This is a genomic window from Fictibacillus halophilus, from assembly GCF_042680145.1.
GTDB lineage: Bacteria > Bacillota > Bacilli > Bacillales > Fictibacillaceae > Fictibacillus > Fictibacillus halophilus_A.
The window spans coordinates 2,093,114-2,110,223 of record NZ_JBHTNQ010000001.1 but is presented as its reverse complement, the minus strand read 5'-3'; the positions used below and the strand labels follow the sequence as shown (position 1 = coordinate 2,110,223).

The following is a 17,110-nucleotide window of genomic DNA, read 5'->3' as shown; positions in this document are numbered from 1 at the left end:
GCTGATGTATCAATAAAATATCAAAATTAAGTTGTTAGCGTTTTCTTGACGGTGTCAAACGATGGGAGTAAAATGGACATGTTGCTAGTTGATTAAACTAATTGTTTAACACTTTTTTCTCTAATAAAGAGGGAACTTAAAACGCTTACATGTGGAGAGGAACAAAAGATTAGCAGCCAGAGAGAGGCTAAATTTGAAGGGGGCAAGAAAATGGCTGGCAGTAAGGATTTTGTAAACAGAAGGATTCATTCACTTTTAGGAGTTATTCCTATAGGGCTTTTTCTCGTTCAGCACTTGGTTGTAAACCATTTTGCAACTAGGGATGCTGATGCATTTAACGCCGCAGCACATTTTATGGAAAATCTGCCGTTTCGTATTTTCCTAGAAACTTTTGTAATTTACTTACCAATTTTATTTCATGCGGTTTATGGTCTTTATATAACATTCCAGGCTAAGAATAATGTTAGTCGTTATGGATATTTCCGCAATATGATGTTCCTTGTTCAGCGTGTAACAGGAGTTATCACATTAATATTTATTGCATGGCATGTATGGGAAACTCGCGTTCAGGCTGCGCTGGGGGCGGAAGTAAACTTCTCTATGATGGCTGATATTTTAAGTTCTCCCTTTATGATCGCGTTCTACTTAATCGGAGTATTATCTGCAGTATTTCATTTTGCTAACGGACTATGGTCGTTCTTTGTCAGCTGGGGCCTTACTGTTTCGCCTCGTTCACAGAAGATTTCAACTTACGTAACGATGGGTGTGTTCGTAGCACTTGCTATCGTTAGCGTACGTACTATTTTTGCATTCATTTAAAAGGGGTGAGACAAATTGAGTAATCAAAAAATAATCGTTGTTGGCGGAGGTCTCGCCGGGTTAATGGCTACAATTAAAGCAGCTGAAGCTGGTGTAAATGTCGACCTCTTTTCAGTAGTTCCAGTAAAACGTTCGCATTCTGTTTGTGCTCAAGGCGGTATAAACGGTGCTGTAAATACAAAGGGTGAAGGGGATTCACCTTGGGAACACTTTGATGATTCAGTTTATGGCGGTGATTTCTTAGCAAACCAGCCGCCTGTAAAAGCTATGTGTGATGCTGCTCCTGGAATTATCCACTTAATGGACCGTATGGGTGTTATGTTCAACAGAACACCAGAAGGTTTGCTGGATTTCCGCCGTTTCGGAGGAACTCAGCATCACCGTACAGCGTTCGCTGGTGCAACAACAGGACAGCAATTGTTATATGCACTTGACGAGCAGGTTCGCCGTCATGAAGTTGCCGGACTAGTTACAAAGTACGAAGGATGGGAATTCCTGTCTGCCATCATTGATGATGAAGGACAATGCCGCGGTGTGACTGCTCAAAACTTAAAGACTATGGAAATTGTCAGCTTTGCAGCAGATGCTGTTATCATGGCAACAGGCGGACCTGGTATCATCTTCGGCAAATCCACGAACTCCGTAATCAACACAGGTGGAGCAGCGTCAGCTCTTTATCAGCAGGGCGTACATTATGCAAATGGTGAATTTATTCAAATTCATCCTACTGCTATCCCTGGTGACGATAAGCTTCGATTGATGAGTGAATCTGCACGTGGTGAAGGCGGTCGTGTTTGGACGTATAAAGATGGAAAGCCGTGGTATTTCCTTGAAGAGAAATATCCTGCTTATGGAAACCTTGTTCCGCGTGATATTGCAACACGTGAGATCTTCCACGTTTGTGTAGATTTAAAGCTTGGTATTAATGGAGAGAACATGGTATATCTGGATCTTTCACACAAGGATCCAAAAGAACTTGATATTAAACTTGGTGGAATCATTGAGATTTATGAAAAGTTCATGGGAGATGATCCTCGTAAAGTTCCAATGAAGATCTTCCCTGCGGTTCACTATTCAATGGGCGGCATGTGGGTAGATTATGACCAAATGACGAACATACCAGGTCTTTTCGCTGCAGGTGAGTGTGAGTACCAATACCACGGTGCTAACAGATTAGGAGCTAACTCTCTATTATCTGCTATTTTTGGCGGAATGATGGCTGGGCCGTCTGCGGTAAAATACATTAGAGGTCTGGAAAAGACAGTTGAAGATGTTTCTTCTTCTGTATTCGAAAACCAAGTTAAGAAAGATCAAGAAGTATATAACAACATCCTTTCTATGGATGGAACTGAAAATGCATATGTGATCCATAAAGAATTAGGAGAATGGATGACTGATAATGTAACAGTTGTTAGATACAATGATAAATTGAAACAAACCGATGAAAAGATTCAGGAATTAATGCAGCGCTATAAGAACATCAATATTAATGATACTTCTAAGTGGAGCAATCAAGGTGCATCGTTCACTCGCCAGCTATGGCACATGCTTCAGCTTGCACGTGTTATTACTCTTGGAGCATTAAACCGTGATGAGAGCCGTGGTGCGCATTACAAACCTGATTTCCCTGAACGTAATGATGAACAATGGTTAAAGACAACAAAAGCGAAATTTAATCCTGCAACAAACGGACCTGACTTTGAGTACGAAGATGTAGATGTTTCGCTTATCCAGCCGCGTAAACGTGACTATTCTAAGAAGAAGGCAGGGGTTTAAACATGAGCACAAAAATGGTGAAATTCATCATCTCAAGACAGGATAACCCAGAGACTGCCCCATATTTAGAAGAGTTTGAGATTCCACATCGTCCAAATATGAACGTTATATCTGCTCTTATGGAAATTCGTAGAAATCCTGTAAATGCAAAAGGTGAAGCTACGACTCCCGTAACATGGGAGATGGGATGTCTTGAAGAAGTTTGTGGTGCGTGTTCAATGGTTATCAACGGAAAGCCCCGTCAATCTTGTACGGCTCTTGTTGATCAGCTTGAACAGCCGATCAGACTTGAACCAATGAAGACTTTTCCGGTTGTTCGTGACCTGGCAATCGATAGAAGCAGAATGTTTGATGCGCTTAAGCGTGTTAAAGCATGGATTCCGATCGATGGTACGTACGATCTTGGTCCAGGACCGAGAATGCCTGAAACAAAACGTCAATGGGCATATGAACTTTCAAAGTGTATGACTTGCGGTGTTTGTTTAGAGGCTTGTCCGAATGTTAACAGCAATTCAGACTTTATTGGACCAGCTCCGCTTTCACAAGTTCGTCTGTTTAATGCACATCCAACTGGCGAAATGAATAAAGAAGAACGTCTGAATGCTATTATGGATGATGGAGGACTTGCAGAGTGCGGTAACTCTCAAAACTGTGTACAGTCTTGTCCAAAAGGAATTCCTCTAACAACTTCTATCGCAGCTCTTAACCGTGATACTACTTTCCAAGCGTTTAAGAACTTCTTTGGAAGTGACAGATAAATTATTGATGAAGGCTTCTCTCAATAGGGAGAAGCTTTTTTACACTTTCAAAAAGTATAACTTGTTTGCAGGATGATTTTTCGACGTAGCCAACAAGTCAAAATAGATAGTATAAGCGCAACTAGAACTGACGCAAAAGTATTGGCGTCAGCCAAGTTTTCTGTAACTATACGAAACGATAGCTTGTTGTATGAATACGTCAGCAAAGATTTCTATAAAAGGTGGTAAGGTAATGGCCAGACAAGATTATATTTCAAATATGGAAGAGTGGAAAAAAGGATTTCATTTTTTTCATGAATTGAATGTTCGCTTTGGCGAAATTGATGGTTTTGGACATGTAAATAACACTAACGTATTTATTTATATGGAAGAAGCAAGAATTGCGCTGTTTAAAGAACTAGGTTTGATGAGATCGTGGGGAGCGCATAATTCATTGGAAATTCCTGTTGTCGCAGATCTGCAATGCGATTACCTTGCTCAAATCATGTATGATGAGAAATTAAAGATATATGTAAAAATTAATCAAGCAGGATCATCATCTATTGATCTGCATTACTTAGGAATTAATGGGGAAGATAAACCGGTTTTCACTGGAAGAGGAGCAATTGTTCAGATTTCCAGGAAGAGCGGACGCCCTTTAAAGTGGACTGAAACATTAAAAAAACAATTGGATAACTTTTCACAGAAAGCCCATATATAAAAAATGGGCTTTTTTTTTAATTTATTATGGAATATTATGGGGACTTTTTAACTTAACCAAGTCACTTACACATGTGTTATGACATAGTATATGTTGACTAAATACTTCCAATATTCGTTGGCGGTTCCTAAACCCTAGCAAGGAGGGGTGAATTCATTGAAAGATAAACACTACCGACCGAAGCCTCTACTTACAAAAAGAGAGAGAGAAGTTTTCGAACTATTAGTCCAAGACAAAACCACAAAAGAAATTGCGGAACAATTATTTATTAGTGAGAAAACAGTTCGAAACCATATTTCGAATACCATGCAAAAGCTTGGGGTTAAAGGACGCTCTCAAGCCGTTGTAGAGTTATTGAGGCTTGGAGAACTCGAGATTTAGTCAGGAAGCGGCTTTCACGTGAAAGCCGTTTTCAGTTTGCGTTTATGTTCAACTAAGACTAAATAGGCAAGACTGTTGTAAGCAAAGTTGCTATACAGGTAAAAGTTGCAATTGATTTTTTATCTCTTTTTCAGATATGATGACTAAGATGTCTATGGTTTCTGGCCAGATAATGAAAAAGGTGAAAATCATGAATAATAGCCTGCAAGTTAAAAAGGTACTAAATAACAATGTCGTCATCGTGACAGATTCCTCTGGAAAAGAACAGATTGTGATTGGAAAAGGAATTGGATTTGCAAAAAAACAAGGCGATACAGTCCTCTCTGACCAAATTGACAAATTGTTTGTTTTAAGAAATGAAAATGAACAAGAGCAATATAAGACACTCCTTACTTATATAGATGAAGAAACGGTTGAGTTGATAAATGATGTTATCCTTCATATAAGAACACGTTTTGAGAATGATTTGAACGAGCATATACATGTCGCTTTAACAGATCACATCGCTTTTGCCATTAAACGCCTGCAGCAAGGAATGGATATAAAAAATCCATTTCTGACTGAGACGCAGACGTTATATCCTAAAGAATATACGGTAGCAGAAGAAGTGATTGAGGTCATTAACAAATCCCTTGAAATCCACCTTCCTGAAGGTGAAATAGGCTTTGTTGCCCTCCATATCCATAGTGCGATTACAAATAAAAGTGTTAAAGATATAAAAAAACATTCTGAGCTTATTAATACACTCATGCAGATGATTCAGCATTCACTGGATCTTGAAATTGATACGAAGAGCATAAATTATCTCCGTTTAGTTAGACACTTGAGACATGCTATTGAACGAATCTCGATGGGAGATATAATGGAAGAACAAGAAAAGTTAGCAAAAGTGTTGAAAGAAGAATATCCGGTGTGCTACAATTTGGCTTGGAAGTTGATCAAGGTTATGCAAAATTCCTTGAACAAGCCCGTGCCACATGCAGAGGCAGTGTACTTAACCATGCATTTGCAAAGGCTTTCGCGATATGACAATTAGACAAAATGTAACGAGTAATTAAATATATACAGCGTTTTTACGTGTTACTGATTCGATCAGGCATAAGTAAAGAACAAAGTGTAGCGAATGCTTAATTAGGATATATTATATCTGATTAGGTAAATTTGCTCATGTTCTTTATTTATGTCTTTTTTGTTTTTAGCGGAAGTAAATGGAAGGGTTATCATAATAAAAAAGGAGGACTTCCTATGTGGAAAAAGCTTTTTGGTGTACTTCAGCGTGTAGGTAAAGCTTTAATGCTGCCTGTAGCGATCTTGCCAGCAGCTGGTCTGTTGCTTGCGTTTGGTAATGCATTTAAAAACCCTGCATTGATTGAACGAATACCAGCATTAGATGCAGCATGGTTTCAGCTTGTTGCAGAGGTAATGGAGAAATCCGGAGACATCGTATTTGCGAACTTGTCATTATTATTTGCAGTAGGTGTTGCCGTTGGTCTTGCAGGCGGTGAAGGCGTAGCAGGTCTTGCAGCTATTATCGGTTACTTAATTATGAATGTTACGATGAGTGTCATTGAGGGTGTTACACCTGATATGATCGGAAAAGATCCGTCATTTGCAAGCGTTCTTGGAATCCCCACTCTTCAGACTGGGGTATTCGGAGGTATTATTGTCGGTATTCTTGCCTCGTATCTCTACAAACGTTTTTACAACATAGAACTTCCTCAATACTTAGGTTTCTTTGCCGGTAAACGTTTTGTTCCAATTATTACAGCTGTATCAGCATTAGTTCTTGGTATTTTAATGACATTTATTTGGCCTCCTGTACAGAATGGTCTTAACACTTTCTCTGAGAGCATGATAAATTCAAACCTTACAGTTGCAGCCTTTATCTTTGGTGTAATTGAAAGATCATTGATTCCTTTTGGTCTTCACCACATTTTTTATTCACCATTCTGGTTTGAGTTTGGTTCCTATAAGTCAGCTGCAGAAGGTCTTGTACGTGGTGACCAGGCCATCTTCTTTGCTCAATTAAAAGATAATGTAGAACTCACAGCTGGTACATTCATGACAGGTAAGTTCCCATTTATGATGTTCGGACTTCCTGCTGCAGCACTTGCTATGTATCATGCAGCTCGTCCTGAGCAAAAGAAAGTAGTTGCAGGTATCATGGGTTCTGCTGCCTTGACTTCATTCTTAACAGGTATTACAGAACCAATTGAATTTACTTTCTTGTTTGTTGCGCCAGTTCTTTTTGGAATTCATGCCATTTTTGCAGGACTTTCATTCATGGTTATGCACATTTTAAATGTTAAAATTGGTATGACTTTCTCTGGTGGAGTAATCGACTATTTACTATTCGGAGTTCTTCCAAACCGTACAGACTGGTGGCTTGTGATTCCAGTAGGTTTAGTATTCTCAGTAATCTATTACTTTGGTTTCCGTTTTGCAATTCAAAAATGGGATTTAAAAACACCTGGACGTGAAATCGTTGATGATGAAGTAGAAACAAACGTTGGACCGTCTAATAAAGATTCATTAGCTGCGAATATTTTAGAAGGCTTAGGCGGAGAATCTAACATAGCTGATTTGGACGCATGTATTACACGTCTTCGTGTTTCTGTACGCGATCCTAAGGAAGTTGATAAAGATCGCTTGAAAAAACTAGGTGCATCAGGAGTTCTTGAAATGGGGAACAGCATTCAAGCTATTTTCGGAACTCGTTCAGATACAATCAAGAGCGAAATACGAGATATTATGAACGGCAAGACAGTTGCAAAGCCTAAAAACAATGAAGCAACTCCTGAACAAGGAGAACTTGCTGATACTTCTGAGCAAGGAACTGTAAACCCAACTTCTTCAATTTCAACTGAAGAACGTTTTGTATCACCGATTAAAGGGAAAATAATTCCGATTACCGAAGTTCCCGATCAAGTTTTCTCAGGTAAAATGATGGGTGACGGATTTGCAATCGAACCAGCAGAAGGTTTGGTTGTATCACCGGTAAATGGTAAGATAATTAATGTCTTCCCGACTAAGCATGCGATCGGAATTGAATCAGATAACGGAAAAGAAATTTTGATCCACTTTGGAATTGACACTGTTAAATTAAAAGGTGAAGGTTTCGAAAGCTTTGTTTCTGAAGGAGATAAGGTAACAGCCGGTCAAAAACTTCTACAAGTTGATCTGAACTTTGTGAAAGAAAATGCACCATCTATTATTACACCGATTGTGTTTACAAACTTATCGGGTGAAACTGTTTCAGTCGAAAAAACAGGAACAGTGGCAATTGAAGAAGAAAACATTATTACATTCAAAAAATAAAGGGGTAATTAAAATGGCAGAAAAAACATTTAAAGTAACTAGTGAATCAGGAATCCACGCTCGTCCAGCAACAACATTAGTAAACCAAGCAGGTCAATTCAGCTCTGATATTACTCTTGATTATAACGGAAAGAGTGTTAACTTAAAGTCCATCATGGGTGTTATGAGCTTAGGTATTCAATCAGGAGCTGAGATTACGATCAAAGCTGAAGGTTCAGATGCAGACGAAGCAATTGCTGCACTAGAAGATGTAATGAAAAAGGAAGGGCTTGGTGAGTAATGTCTGAAAAAATTTCAGGTATTGCAGCATCAGCCGGCATTGCAATTGCTAAAGCGTTTGTACTTCAAAATCCAGAATTAACGATTGAAAAAAAAATAATTGAAGATTCATCTCAGGAAATCGAGCGATTCCAGTCAGCTCTTGAAAAATCCAAGGAAGAGTTGACTGTTATTAAAGATAAAGCAAATGAAGAACTGGGCGAAGATAAGGCAGCGATTTTTGCTGCCCATCTTCTTGTCCTTAGTGATCCTGAACTGGTTGATGCTGTAAAACAAAAGATCGAAAACGAAAAAGTAAACGCTGAATCAGCTATGAATGATGTTTCTTCCATGTTTATCAACATGTTTGAACAAATGGACAACGAATATATGAAAGAGCGTGCTGCAGATATTCGTGATGTATCTAAGCGTGTATTAGCTCATCTATTAGATGTTCAATTTGCAACACCAGCGAGTATTTCTGAGGAAGTTGTTATTCTCGCAGAAGACTTAACGCCATCAGATACAGCACAGTTGAACCGTAAATATGTAAAAGGTTTTGCAACTGATATCGGCGGAAGAACTTCACACTCAGCGATCATGTCCCGTTCAATGGAAATTCCTGCAGTTGTAGGAACCAAGACCATTACAGAAAAAGTGGAGAATGGTGTTATGATTATCATCGACGGTTTAGATGGACAGGTTATTGTTGATCCAACACAAGATGAAATCGCAACCTATCAAGAGAAACAGAAGCAATATCAGCAGCAAAAGGAAGAGTGGGCGAAGCTTGTAAACGAAAAAACCCTTTCATCTGATAACGTTCAAGTAGAACTTGCTGCGAATATTGGTACTCCTGCAGATGTAAAAGGAGTTCTGGAAAATGGGGCTGAAGGCGTTGGGTTATATCGTACAGAATTCTTGTACATGGGCCGTGATCAGCTTCCGACTGAAGAAGAGCAATATAAGGCATATAAAGAAGTTCTAGAAAAAATGGAAGGAAAGCCTGTTGTCATCCGTACATTGGACATTGGCGGCGACAAAGAACTTCCATACTTAAATCTTCCTAAAGAAATGAATCCGTTCTTAGGGTTCCGTGCGATCCGTCTTTGTCTGGAAGAACAAGATATCTTCCGTACACAGCTGAGAGCACTGCTTCGTGCCAGCACATTTGGCAACTTGAAGATTATGTTCCCGATGATCGCGACTCTTGACGAATTCCGTACTGCAAAAAGCATTCTTATCGAAGAAAAAGAAAAACTTGTTAAAGAAGGTACAGAAGTTTCAGAGAACATCGAAGTAGGTATCATGGTTGAAATTCCATCAACCGCTGTAATGGCAGATACGTTTGCGAAGGAAGTAGATTTCTTCAGTATCGGAACAAATGACCTGATTCAGTATACGATGGCTGCGGACCGAATGAATGAGCAAGTATCATATTTATACCAGCCATACAGTCCGGCGATTTTAAGACTTGTAAAAATGGTTATCGATGCTTCTCATAAAGAAGGTAAATGGACTGGCATGTGCGGTGAAATGGCAGGAGATCCCATTGCTATTCCTATTCTTTTAGGATTAGGCTTGGATGAATTCTCTATGAGTGCCACTTCAGTTCTGCCCGCAAGAAGCCAGATAAGAGGCCTTTCAAAAGAAAAAATCAGTGCGCACATCGATGAAATTCTCCAAATGGATACAATGAAAGATGTTGTAGAATTTGTAGAGCAGAATTTTAAATAGGCTGTTTCCGTAAACTTTGTTGTTTTTGAAAGTAGTTGATTTCCGTTACAGGATGCTCGCTTTCCGCGGGACGTGCGGAGAGCCTCCTTGGCGCTATGCACCATTAGGAGTCTCACACCTTGCACTCCAATCAACTTGTCAAAGAAGAGAAAAAAAATGATCATTAGCAACAATCTTTTAGAAAAACCTTTAAATAAGAGTATGTATTCTAGTTAATTTTAAAATAAAAAAGGACTATGGGATGTTTCCATAGTCCTTTTACGTACATTCGAACGATTTTTATTGCATTTTCATAAAAATATTAGCAGAATAGAAAACAATGATAAACGCCTTTTGTTTTCAGTATTGTGTATAGAGATGAGGCGATGTATGTTTTGAATAGACCTATAGGCGTAATAGATTCTGGAGTGGGCGGGTTAACCGTTGTCAGAGAGCTGATGAAACAGCTCCCAAAAGAAGAAATCATTTATTTAGGTGATACAAAGCGGTGTCCATATGGACCTAGACCTTTTGAAGAGGTAACAACATATACATGGGAAATGATTGACTTTCTTATAGAGCAGGATATTAAATTACTTGTTATCGCATGTAATACCGCTACGGCTGCTGTATTAGATGAAGCGAAAAAGAAACTCGATATACCTGTAATAGGGGTTATACACCCTGGGGCACGTTCTGCCTTAAAAGCAACTAAAAATAACCATGTAGGTGTGATTGGTACGATAGGAACAATAAATAGCGGAGCGTATAAGCAGGCTCTTCAGCAGATCCGCAGTGATGTAATCGTGGAGAGCCTGGCTTGTCCATTGTTCGTTCCTCTTGTTGAACAAGGGAAGCTTTCCGGAGAAGAAACATTGAATGCTGTTTCAGAAACATTATATCCTCTCAAGGATGTTTCAATAGACACGCTGATTTTAGGCTGTACACATTACCCTTTGTTACGGCCGGTAATTCAGCGCGTAATGGGTGAACATATCAAAATCTTATGTTCAGGTGCAGAAACTGCACGGGAGGTTTCTGTTATTCTTGATCATAGCGGATTATTGAACACTGGAGAAAAGAAACCGGTGCACCGATTTTTGGCGACTGCAGAAAGCAGCCAGTTTTTAAAAATAGCCAATCATTGGCTTAATACAAAAATAGATAAGGTAGAATGTATCAAGCTTTAAAAAGGACCATTTCGGTGATCTTTGTTGCTCTTGTAAGTGGTTGATTTCCGCTCCAGGATGCTCGCTTTCCGCGGGGCGTGCGGTGAGCCCCCTAGGCTAATCAGCCTGCCGGGGTCTCACCTGTCCCGCTGCTCCCGCAGGAGTCTCGCACCTTCCGCTCCAATCAACTTTCAATGAAGAGAGATAACAAAAATACTCAAAAGCAACAATCATTTAGAAACGAGCCTAATAAAAAGAGCAGACTCACATTTTTGTGACGCTGCTCTTTTTATTTTTGTACAAGTGGTCTATCAGATGAAGATAGCTCGTATACATAATAGTACAAACCACTTGAGGAGGGAAAGTATGCGCAAAATAATGAAGTCAGGGGCTCCGCTGCTTTTTTTATCAGTGTCATTACTGGTATCAGGTTGCGGAATAGGGGGAGAGAAAGCAGGAACTGAGCTTGATCCCCCAAAAGTGAATTACGTGAAGGAAGGAAAGTCGCTTGATAAAAAAGAAAAAACAGCCAAGACCGAGAGCACTCAAAAAAGACAGCTGTTTTTATTCGACAGCAACGGTATGGTTGTACCTCAAGTACTTGCTTTGCCGAAAAATGATGAAACGGCCAAGCAGGTTCTGCAATATCTTGTAAAAGATGGCCCGGTAAGCAATATGATTCCGAATGGCTTTCAAGCTGTATTGCCAGCAGATACGGAAGTTCTATCGGTAAATATAAAAAAGGGTACAGCGACTGCAAATTTTTCAAAAGAATTTACGGAGTATAATGCAAAAGATGAAATGAAGATTCTTCAAGCCATAACATTTACACTTACACAGTTTGATAATATTAAAAAAGTAAAGATACAGATCGAAGGCAAGAACCAAAACTCAATGCCAGTAAATAATACACCTGTTGGAGAAGGTGTCAGCCGAGTAGATGGAATTAACCTCGAGAACGGCAGCGTAGCAGATATAACAAACAGTGAACTTGTAACACTTTACTTTTTAGCCCAAACACAAGATCAAACGTACTATGTGCCTGTAACACGGCGTGTAGCTAAAGAAGGAACTGACAAGGTCACAGCAACAATTGAACATTTAATAGATGGCCCTTCAGCTGAAAGCAATCTTCTGACTGATTTTAGAACAGATGTAAAACTATTGAGTACTCCTGTTGTAAAAGATGGAGTGGTTACACTCAATTTCAATGGTGCTGTATTGGATAACAAAGAAGAAAGTATGATTGCGGATGAAGTATTAAATTCAATTGTTCTTTCTTTAACTGAGCTTTCAGAGGTTAAAAAGGTCGCTATAAAAGTAGATGGAAAGTCTAAGATCTTTACTGAGAAGGGAAAAGAGCTTACAGCCCCGGTTTCCCGTCCAAAAGAAGTTAATACAGGTGAATTTTAAATCAGCAATCGATGTGATAAAGTAAAGAGACGAGAAAATCGTCTCTTTTTTGCGCTTGCTTTAGCAAAGTTTCTTTATTTACGAAGATAGCGGAGGACTATATATGAAAATTTTAATTGCTACAAAAAACATAGGTAAAGTTAAAGAGTTTCAAGCCATGTTCAAAGATTTAGGAATAGAAGTCATATCGCTGCTTGACATAAAAAATAGTCCGGATGTTGAAGAAACAGGGGTAACTTTTGAAGAAAATGCGATTATAAAGGCAGAAGCCATTTGTTCCATGATGAAAATTCCAGTTATCGCTGATGATTCAGGTCTTGAGGTAGATGTACTTGAAGGAAGACCGGGAGTTTATTCTGCAAGATATGCGGGAAGCGAGAAAAGTGATGAGGCTAACATGGATAAAGTTATAAACGAACTTAAGGATGTAGCTGAACTTAATCGGACAGCGCGCTTTGTTTGTGCATTAGCTTTTGCAAGACCCGACAAAAAAACATTTGTCGTAAGAGGTACATGCGAAGGTGAAATATTGTCAGAAAGAAGAGGTAATGAAGGATTTGGATATGACCCGATCTTCTATCTTCCCCAATTAGAATGTTCCATGGCAGAATTGTCAAAAGAAGAAAAGAATAAATTCAGCCACAGAGCTGTCGCATTGCAAAAATTAAAAGATTTTATCAGCAAGGAGGACATGCTATGGCAAAAGCCTTGATTGTTAGTGACAGTCATGGATTAAAAGAAGAATTAATTACGATAAAAAAGCGTCATGAGAATGAAATTGATTTAATGATTCATTGTGGAGATTCTGAACTTGAAACAAATGCAAAAGAGCTGTCTGGATTTGTTGCTGTAAGGGGAAATATGGATTTTATTGGCAAGGATTTTCCCAATGAAGCAATTGAGATGCTTGGAAATAAGTGTTTGTATATTACTCATGGACATTTGTATGATGTAAAGATGTCTCATATGTCTCTTGCATACAGAGCAGAAGAAACAGGTGCAGTTATTGCTTGTTTCGGTCATTCACATATTGCTGAGGCTTACCAGCGAGAAGGCATGATCTTTATTAACCCTGGAAGCATAAGACTGCCTAGAGGAACTTTTGAAAAAACGTATGCTATACTAGAAGTTAATGATTTAGATATCTCAGTAATTTTTTATTCACTGCAAGGAAAGAAAATAGACCATCTATCAAAAGAGTTTAAAGGGAATTAAAGAGAAATCGCGAAAATTTTAAAGAAATAGGTTGACTCTTTTGTGGATATCATGTATATTAAGTTATGTCGTCGCGACAAGATCTAATATGTCTGCGGGTGTAGTTTAGTGGTAAAACAAGAGCCTTCCAAGCTCTGGTCGTGAGTTCGATTCTCATCACCCGCTCCATTTGTTTTTCTCACGTTCAAATGGCACAAAAGAGTTACATCTGAAGTTTACAGATCTTACATTTAAAATGCATGTTATAAAAAACATATTTGTATCCACGGTCGACAGGTGGAACAAATCACTGTGTGCCCGCAGCGCATGGTAATTGCGGAAAGCGCATTGCTATGCGAAAGGGGCTCCAATACATATGTCCCAGTAGCTCAGCCGGATAGAGCATACGCCTTCTAAGCGTACGGTCGGGAGTTCGAATCTCTCCTGGGACGCCATATAACTATTTTTTCTTACATAATCAAACACGTTTCATGTCCTCTATTAAAGGATGTGGAGCGTGTTTTTTTTGTGTTTCCTTCCTTTTTATTGTAAGCGCTTTATAAATGTTTACAAATATGGCTGTAAACTATTTGTTTGCCTCAACCATGGGAATGAAAGCGCCTACAAAATATCAGAAAAGTCAGAATTAAATAATTTTAATGAAATTCATGGTTGACCCTGCATTGATATGGGCGTAATATTGTCAACAATTATTAATTGTTTTTAAAAAATTCTAATAATTCAATTCCCGAAGAAAAGGAGGATCACGATGCAGGAGCAATGGGTTTATGTAAATGGTGAGTACGTATTAAAAGACGATGCTAAGGTTTCAGTTTATGATCATGGTTTTTTATATGGAGATGGGGTGTTCGAAGGCATTCGAGTCTATAATGGCAACGTTTATCGGTTAGATGAACATCTTCAGCGCTTATACGAATCAGCTCAATCCATTATGCTAAACATTCCACACACGAAAGAAGAGTTAACAAACATCATTGTAGAAACGCTCCAGAAAAACCAATATCGTGATGCTTATATCCGATTAGTTGTTTCACGAGGTAAAGGCAATTTGGGTTTAGATCCGTTTACATGCGGAAAACCTGGAGTCATTGTAATTACAGAGCAGCTTGCTCTCTTTCCTAAAAAACTTTATGAAACAGGTCTTGAAATCATCACTGTTGCTAGCAGAAGAAACAGACCTGATGTATTAAGTCCAAAAGTGAAATCATTGAATTACTTAAATAATATTTTAGTAAAAATTGAAGCGAGCCTGGCAGGTGTTAGTGAAGCGCTGATGCTTAATGATCAAGGATATGTAGCAGAGGGTTCTGCAGATAATGTATTCATCGTTAAAGGAAACACGATCAAAACTCCACCTGGCTATCTAGGAGCATTAGAAGGAATTACGAGAAACGCAATTGTTGAAATCGCTAATGAACTTGGATACAAAATGGTGGAAGAACCGTTCACGAGACATGATGTGTACGTAGCAGATGAAGTCTTCCTTACCGGAACCGCTGCAGAAGTAATTGCGGTTGTAAAAGTTGATGGAAGGGTGATCGGAAACGGAGCACCTGGTGAACATACAAATAAATTATTAGAAGCCTTCAGGAAAAAAGTTGTAGAAGAAGGTGTGAAAGTTTATTCAGGACAGACCGTGCAAGCAGGATAAAAGTTGTATAGGAGTGTTTCAAACATGCGCAGTAATATGATCAAACAAGGAATCGATAGAGCCCCGCACAGAAGTCTTCTCCACGCAGCGGGTGTTGCACCAGAAGATATGGATAAACCATTTATCGGTGTTTGTAATTCCTATGTTGATATTATTCCGGGGCACATGCATTTAAATAAAGTGGGTCAATGGGTTAAAGAAGCCATAAGGGAAGCAGGCGGTATACCATTTGAATTTAATACGATTGGTGTCGATGATGGCATCGCGATGGGACATATCGGAATGCGCTACTCGCTACCAAGCCGAGAAGTCATTGCAGATGCAGCAGAAACAGTAATCAACGCTCATTGGTTTGATGGCGTCTTTTATATTCCGAACTGCGACAAGATCACACCAGGTATGCTGATGGCGGCTGTAAGGACAAATGTTCCTGCCGTATTTGTTTCAGGTGGACCGATGGAAGCCGGAAAATCGATGGCAGGAAAATCACTTTCACTTGCCTCGGTTTTTGAAGGTGTTGGCTCTCATTTTGCCGGAAAAATGACCCGAGAAGAGCTGCTGGAGCTTGAAACAAGTGCTTGTCCAACATGCGGATCTTGTTCAGGAATGTTTACAGCTAACAGTATGAATTCAATTATGGAAATGCTGGGAATTACTTTGCCGGGTAACGGGACAATCGTTGCAACATCAGATGAGCGGAGAGAGCTAATCCGCGATGCGGCAAATTCTCTCATGAATCTAGTAAAAGAGAATGTCCGCCCTAGAGATATTATTACGAAAGAAGCGATCGATGATGCTTTTGCACTCGACATGGCAATGGGAGGCTCGACTAACACAGTTCTCCATATGCTGGCGATAGCGAATGAAGCTGAAATTGATTACGATCTGACACGGATCAATGAAATTGCAGAAAGGATTCCATACTTGTCTAAGATCTCTCCTGCTTCGGATTATTCCATGCAGGACGTTCACCGGGCTGGAGGCGTAAGTGCGATCATCAATGAACTTTGCAAAATGGAAGATGCAATTCATAACGACCGTATTACGATTTCCGGTGAAACTCTTCAAGAGAGGGTCCGTAACGCTGAGATTTTAGATGATGATGTCATTCGCCGAAAGGATAATGCTTATTCACCAGTTGGCGGGTTATCTATCCTTTATGGAAACATAGCACCAGATGGCTGTGTTATCAAAGTGGGAGCGGTTGACCCTTCAATCAAGACGTTTCAGGGAGAAGCGATCGTGTATGAATCTCAGGACGAAGCGATCCAAGGAATCAACAATGGTGAAGTTCGAGAAGGCCATGTTGTAGTTATTCGCTATGAAGGACCTAAAGGTGGACCGGGAATGCCTGAGATGCTTACTCCGACATCTGCTATTGCAGGAATGGGATTAAGCACAAAAGTTGCTCTAATAACAGATGGTCGCTTTTCAGGGGCATCCAGAGGAATTTCTATCGGTCACATCTCACCGGAAGCTGCTCAGGGAGGTCCAATTGCATTTATCGAAAGTGGAGATCCGATATTAATTGATTTAGTAAATAGATCGATTCATGTAATGCAGACAGAAGATGAGTTGAAAGAAAGGAAACGAAACTGGGTTAAACCGGAGCCTAAGATTAAAAAAGGCTACTTAGCTCGTTACGCTGCTTTAGTTACTTCAGCCAATACTGGCGGAATCCTAAAAATTTAAAACCTTAAAACGATGACGGAGAACAATGGTAGATGTGGAATACACAGAGAGCCGGGTTGCTGTGAGCCGGTTATTCCTAATACCAGGACATCCCTCCTGAGTGTCCTTTTGAATGAAACATGAGTAGGAAGGGCCAAGCGGTTATTTCCATTTTTAAACCGCTTGTTATCAAATGACGGCTTGTTCGTCACGAGGCGGTGTCTTTATACGAAGATACCGTGAAAAAGGGTGGTACCGTGAAAAT

General features: G+C 39.5%; 15 protein-coding genes and 2 tRNA genes. All 17 read left to right on the top strand.

The features are described from left to right. Positions 1-210: 210 nt before the first annotated feature. The 17 genes from ACFQ4X_RS10895 (at position 211) to ilvD (ending at position 16,866) form a co-directional block, all read left to right on the top strand. Positions 211-819 (top strand): succinate dehydrogenase cytochrome b558 subunit, encoded by a 609-nt coding sequence (locus tag ACFQ4X_RS10895; protein WP_066291501.1) that lies wholly within the window; start codon positions 211-213, stop codon positions 817-819. Between the two features lie 15 nt (positions 820-834). Continuing rightward, positions 835-2,595 (top strand): succinate dehydrogenase flavoprotein subunit, encoded by a 1,761-nt coding sequence (sdhA, locus tag ACFQ4X_RS10890; RefSeq protein ID WP_077359244.1) that lies wholly within the window; start codon positions 835-837, stop codon positions 2,593-2,595. 2 nt (positions 2,596-2,597) lie between these two features. Continuing rightward, entirely contained in the window at positions 2,598-3,353 is a 756-nt protein-coding gene (sdhB, locus tag ACFQ4X_RS10885) for a succinate dehydrogenase iron-sulfur subunit (protein ID WP_066291494.1), read from the top strand. 232 nt (positions 3,354-3,585) lie between these two features. Then, positions 3,586-4,053, top strand: a complete 468-nt coding sequence (locus ACFQ4X_RS10880) for an acyl-CoA thioesterase (protein WP_379835069.1) — start codon at positions 3,586-3,588, stop codon at positions 4,051-4,053. A gap of 156 nt (positions 4,054-4,209) precedes the next feature. Beyond that, positions 4,210-4,434 (top strand): helix-turn-helix domain-containing protein, encoded by a 225-nt coding sequence (locus ACFQ4X_RS10875; RefSeq protein WP_066243534.1) that lies wholly within the window; start codon positions 4,210-4,212, stop codon positions 4,432-4,434. A gap of 190 nt (positions 4,435-4,624) precedes the next feature. Then, the gene (glcT, locus tag ACFQ4X_RS10870) at positions 4,625-5,470 is read left to right on the top strand and encodes a glucose PTS transporter transcription antiterminator GlcT (protein ID WP_379835067.1); all 846 of its coding nucleotides are present in this window, start codon (positions 4,625-4,627) and stop codon (positions 5,468-5,470) included. Between the two features lie 209 nt (positions 5,471-5,679). Beyond that, positions 5,680-7,752, top strand: a complete 2,073-nt coding sequence (gene ptsG / locus ACFQ4X_RS10865; protein ID WP_379835065.1) for a glucose-specific PTS transporter subunit IIBC — start codon at positions 5,680-5,682, stop codon at positions 7,750-7,752. Between the two features lie 13 nt (positions 7,753-7,765). Next, positions 7,766-8,032, top strand: coding sequence for a phosphocarrier protein HPr (locus ACFQ4X_RS10860; RefSeq protein ID WP_066294869.1), 267 nt, complete (start codon positions 7,766-7,768; stop codon positions 8,030-8,032). Beyond that, positions 8,032-9,747 carry a phosphoenolpyruvate--protein phosphotransferase gene (gene ptsP / locus ACFQ4X_RS10855; protein WP_379835063.1) on the top strand — a complete coding sequence of 572 codons (1,716 nt, stop codon included), beginning with the start codon at positions 8,032-8,034 and terminating at the stop codon, positions 9,745-9,747. Before ACFQ4X_RS10860 ends, ptsP begins: the two co-directional genes overlap by 1 nt. Before the next feature lie 374 nt (positions 9,748-10,121). Beyond that, on the top strand, positions 10,122-10,916 hold the full coding sequence (racE, locus tag ACFQ4X_RS10850) for a glutamate racemase (protein ID WP_379835061.1): 795 nt from the start codon (positions 10,122-10,124) through the stop codon (positions 10,914-10,916). A 345-nt stretch (positions 10,917-11,261) separates the two neighbouring features. Next, positions 11,262-12,308, top strand: coding sequence for a GerMN domain-containing protein (locus tag ACFQ4X_RS10845; RefSeq protein ID WP_379835059.1), 1,047 nt, complete (start codon positions 11,262-11,264; stop codon positions 12,306-12,308). Positions 12,309-12,411: 103 nt separating this feature from the next. After that, on the top strand, positions 12,412-13,020 hold the full coding sequence (locus ACFQ4X_RS10840) for an XTP/dITP diphosphatase (RefSeq protein ID WP_379835057.1): 609 nt from the start codon (positions 12,412-12,414) through the stop codon (positions 13,018-13,020). After that, positions 13,005-13,523 (top strand): metallophosphoesterase family protein, encoded by a 519-nt coding sequence (locus ACFQ4X_RS10835; RefSeq protein WP_379835056.1) that lies wholly within the window; start codon positions 13,005-13,007, stop codon positions 13,521-13,523. Before ACFQ4X_RS10840 ends, ACFQ4X_RS10835 begins: the two co-directional genes overlap by 16 nt. A 94-nt stretch (positions 13,524-13,617) precedes the next feature. Continuing rightward, positions 13,618-13,691: transfer RNA gene (locus tag ACFQ4X_RS10830), tRNA-Gly, on the top strand. A 189-nt stretch (positions 13,692-13,880) separates the two neighbouring features. Beyond that, positions 13,881-13,957: transfer RNA gene (locus ACFQ4X_RS10825), tRNA-Arg, on the top strand. A 314-nt stretch (positions 13,958-14,271) separates the two neighbouring features. After that, on the top strand, positions 14,272-15,174 hold the full coding sequence (gene ilvE / locus ACFQ4X_RS10820; RefSeq protein ID WP_379835054.1) for a branched-chain-amino-acid transaminase: 903 nt from the start codon (positions 14,272-14,274) through the stop codon (positions 15,172-15,174). 24 nt (positions 15,175-15,198) lie between these two features. Then, positions 15,199-16,866 carry a dihydroxy-acid dehydratase gene (gene ilvD, locus ACFQ4X_RS10815; protein WP_379835052.1) on the top strand — a complete coding sequence of 556 codons (1,668 nt, stop codon included), beginning with the start codon at positions 15,199-15,201 and terminating at the stop codon, positions 16,864-16,866. Positions 16,867-17,110 lie beyond the last annotated feature (244 nt).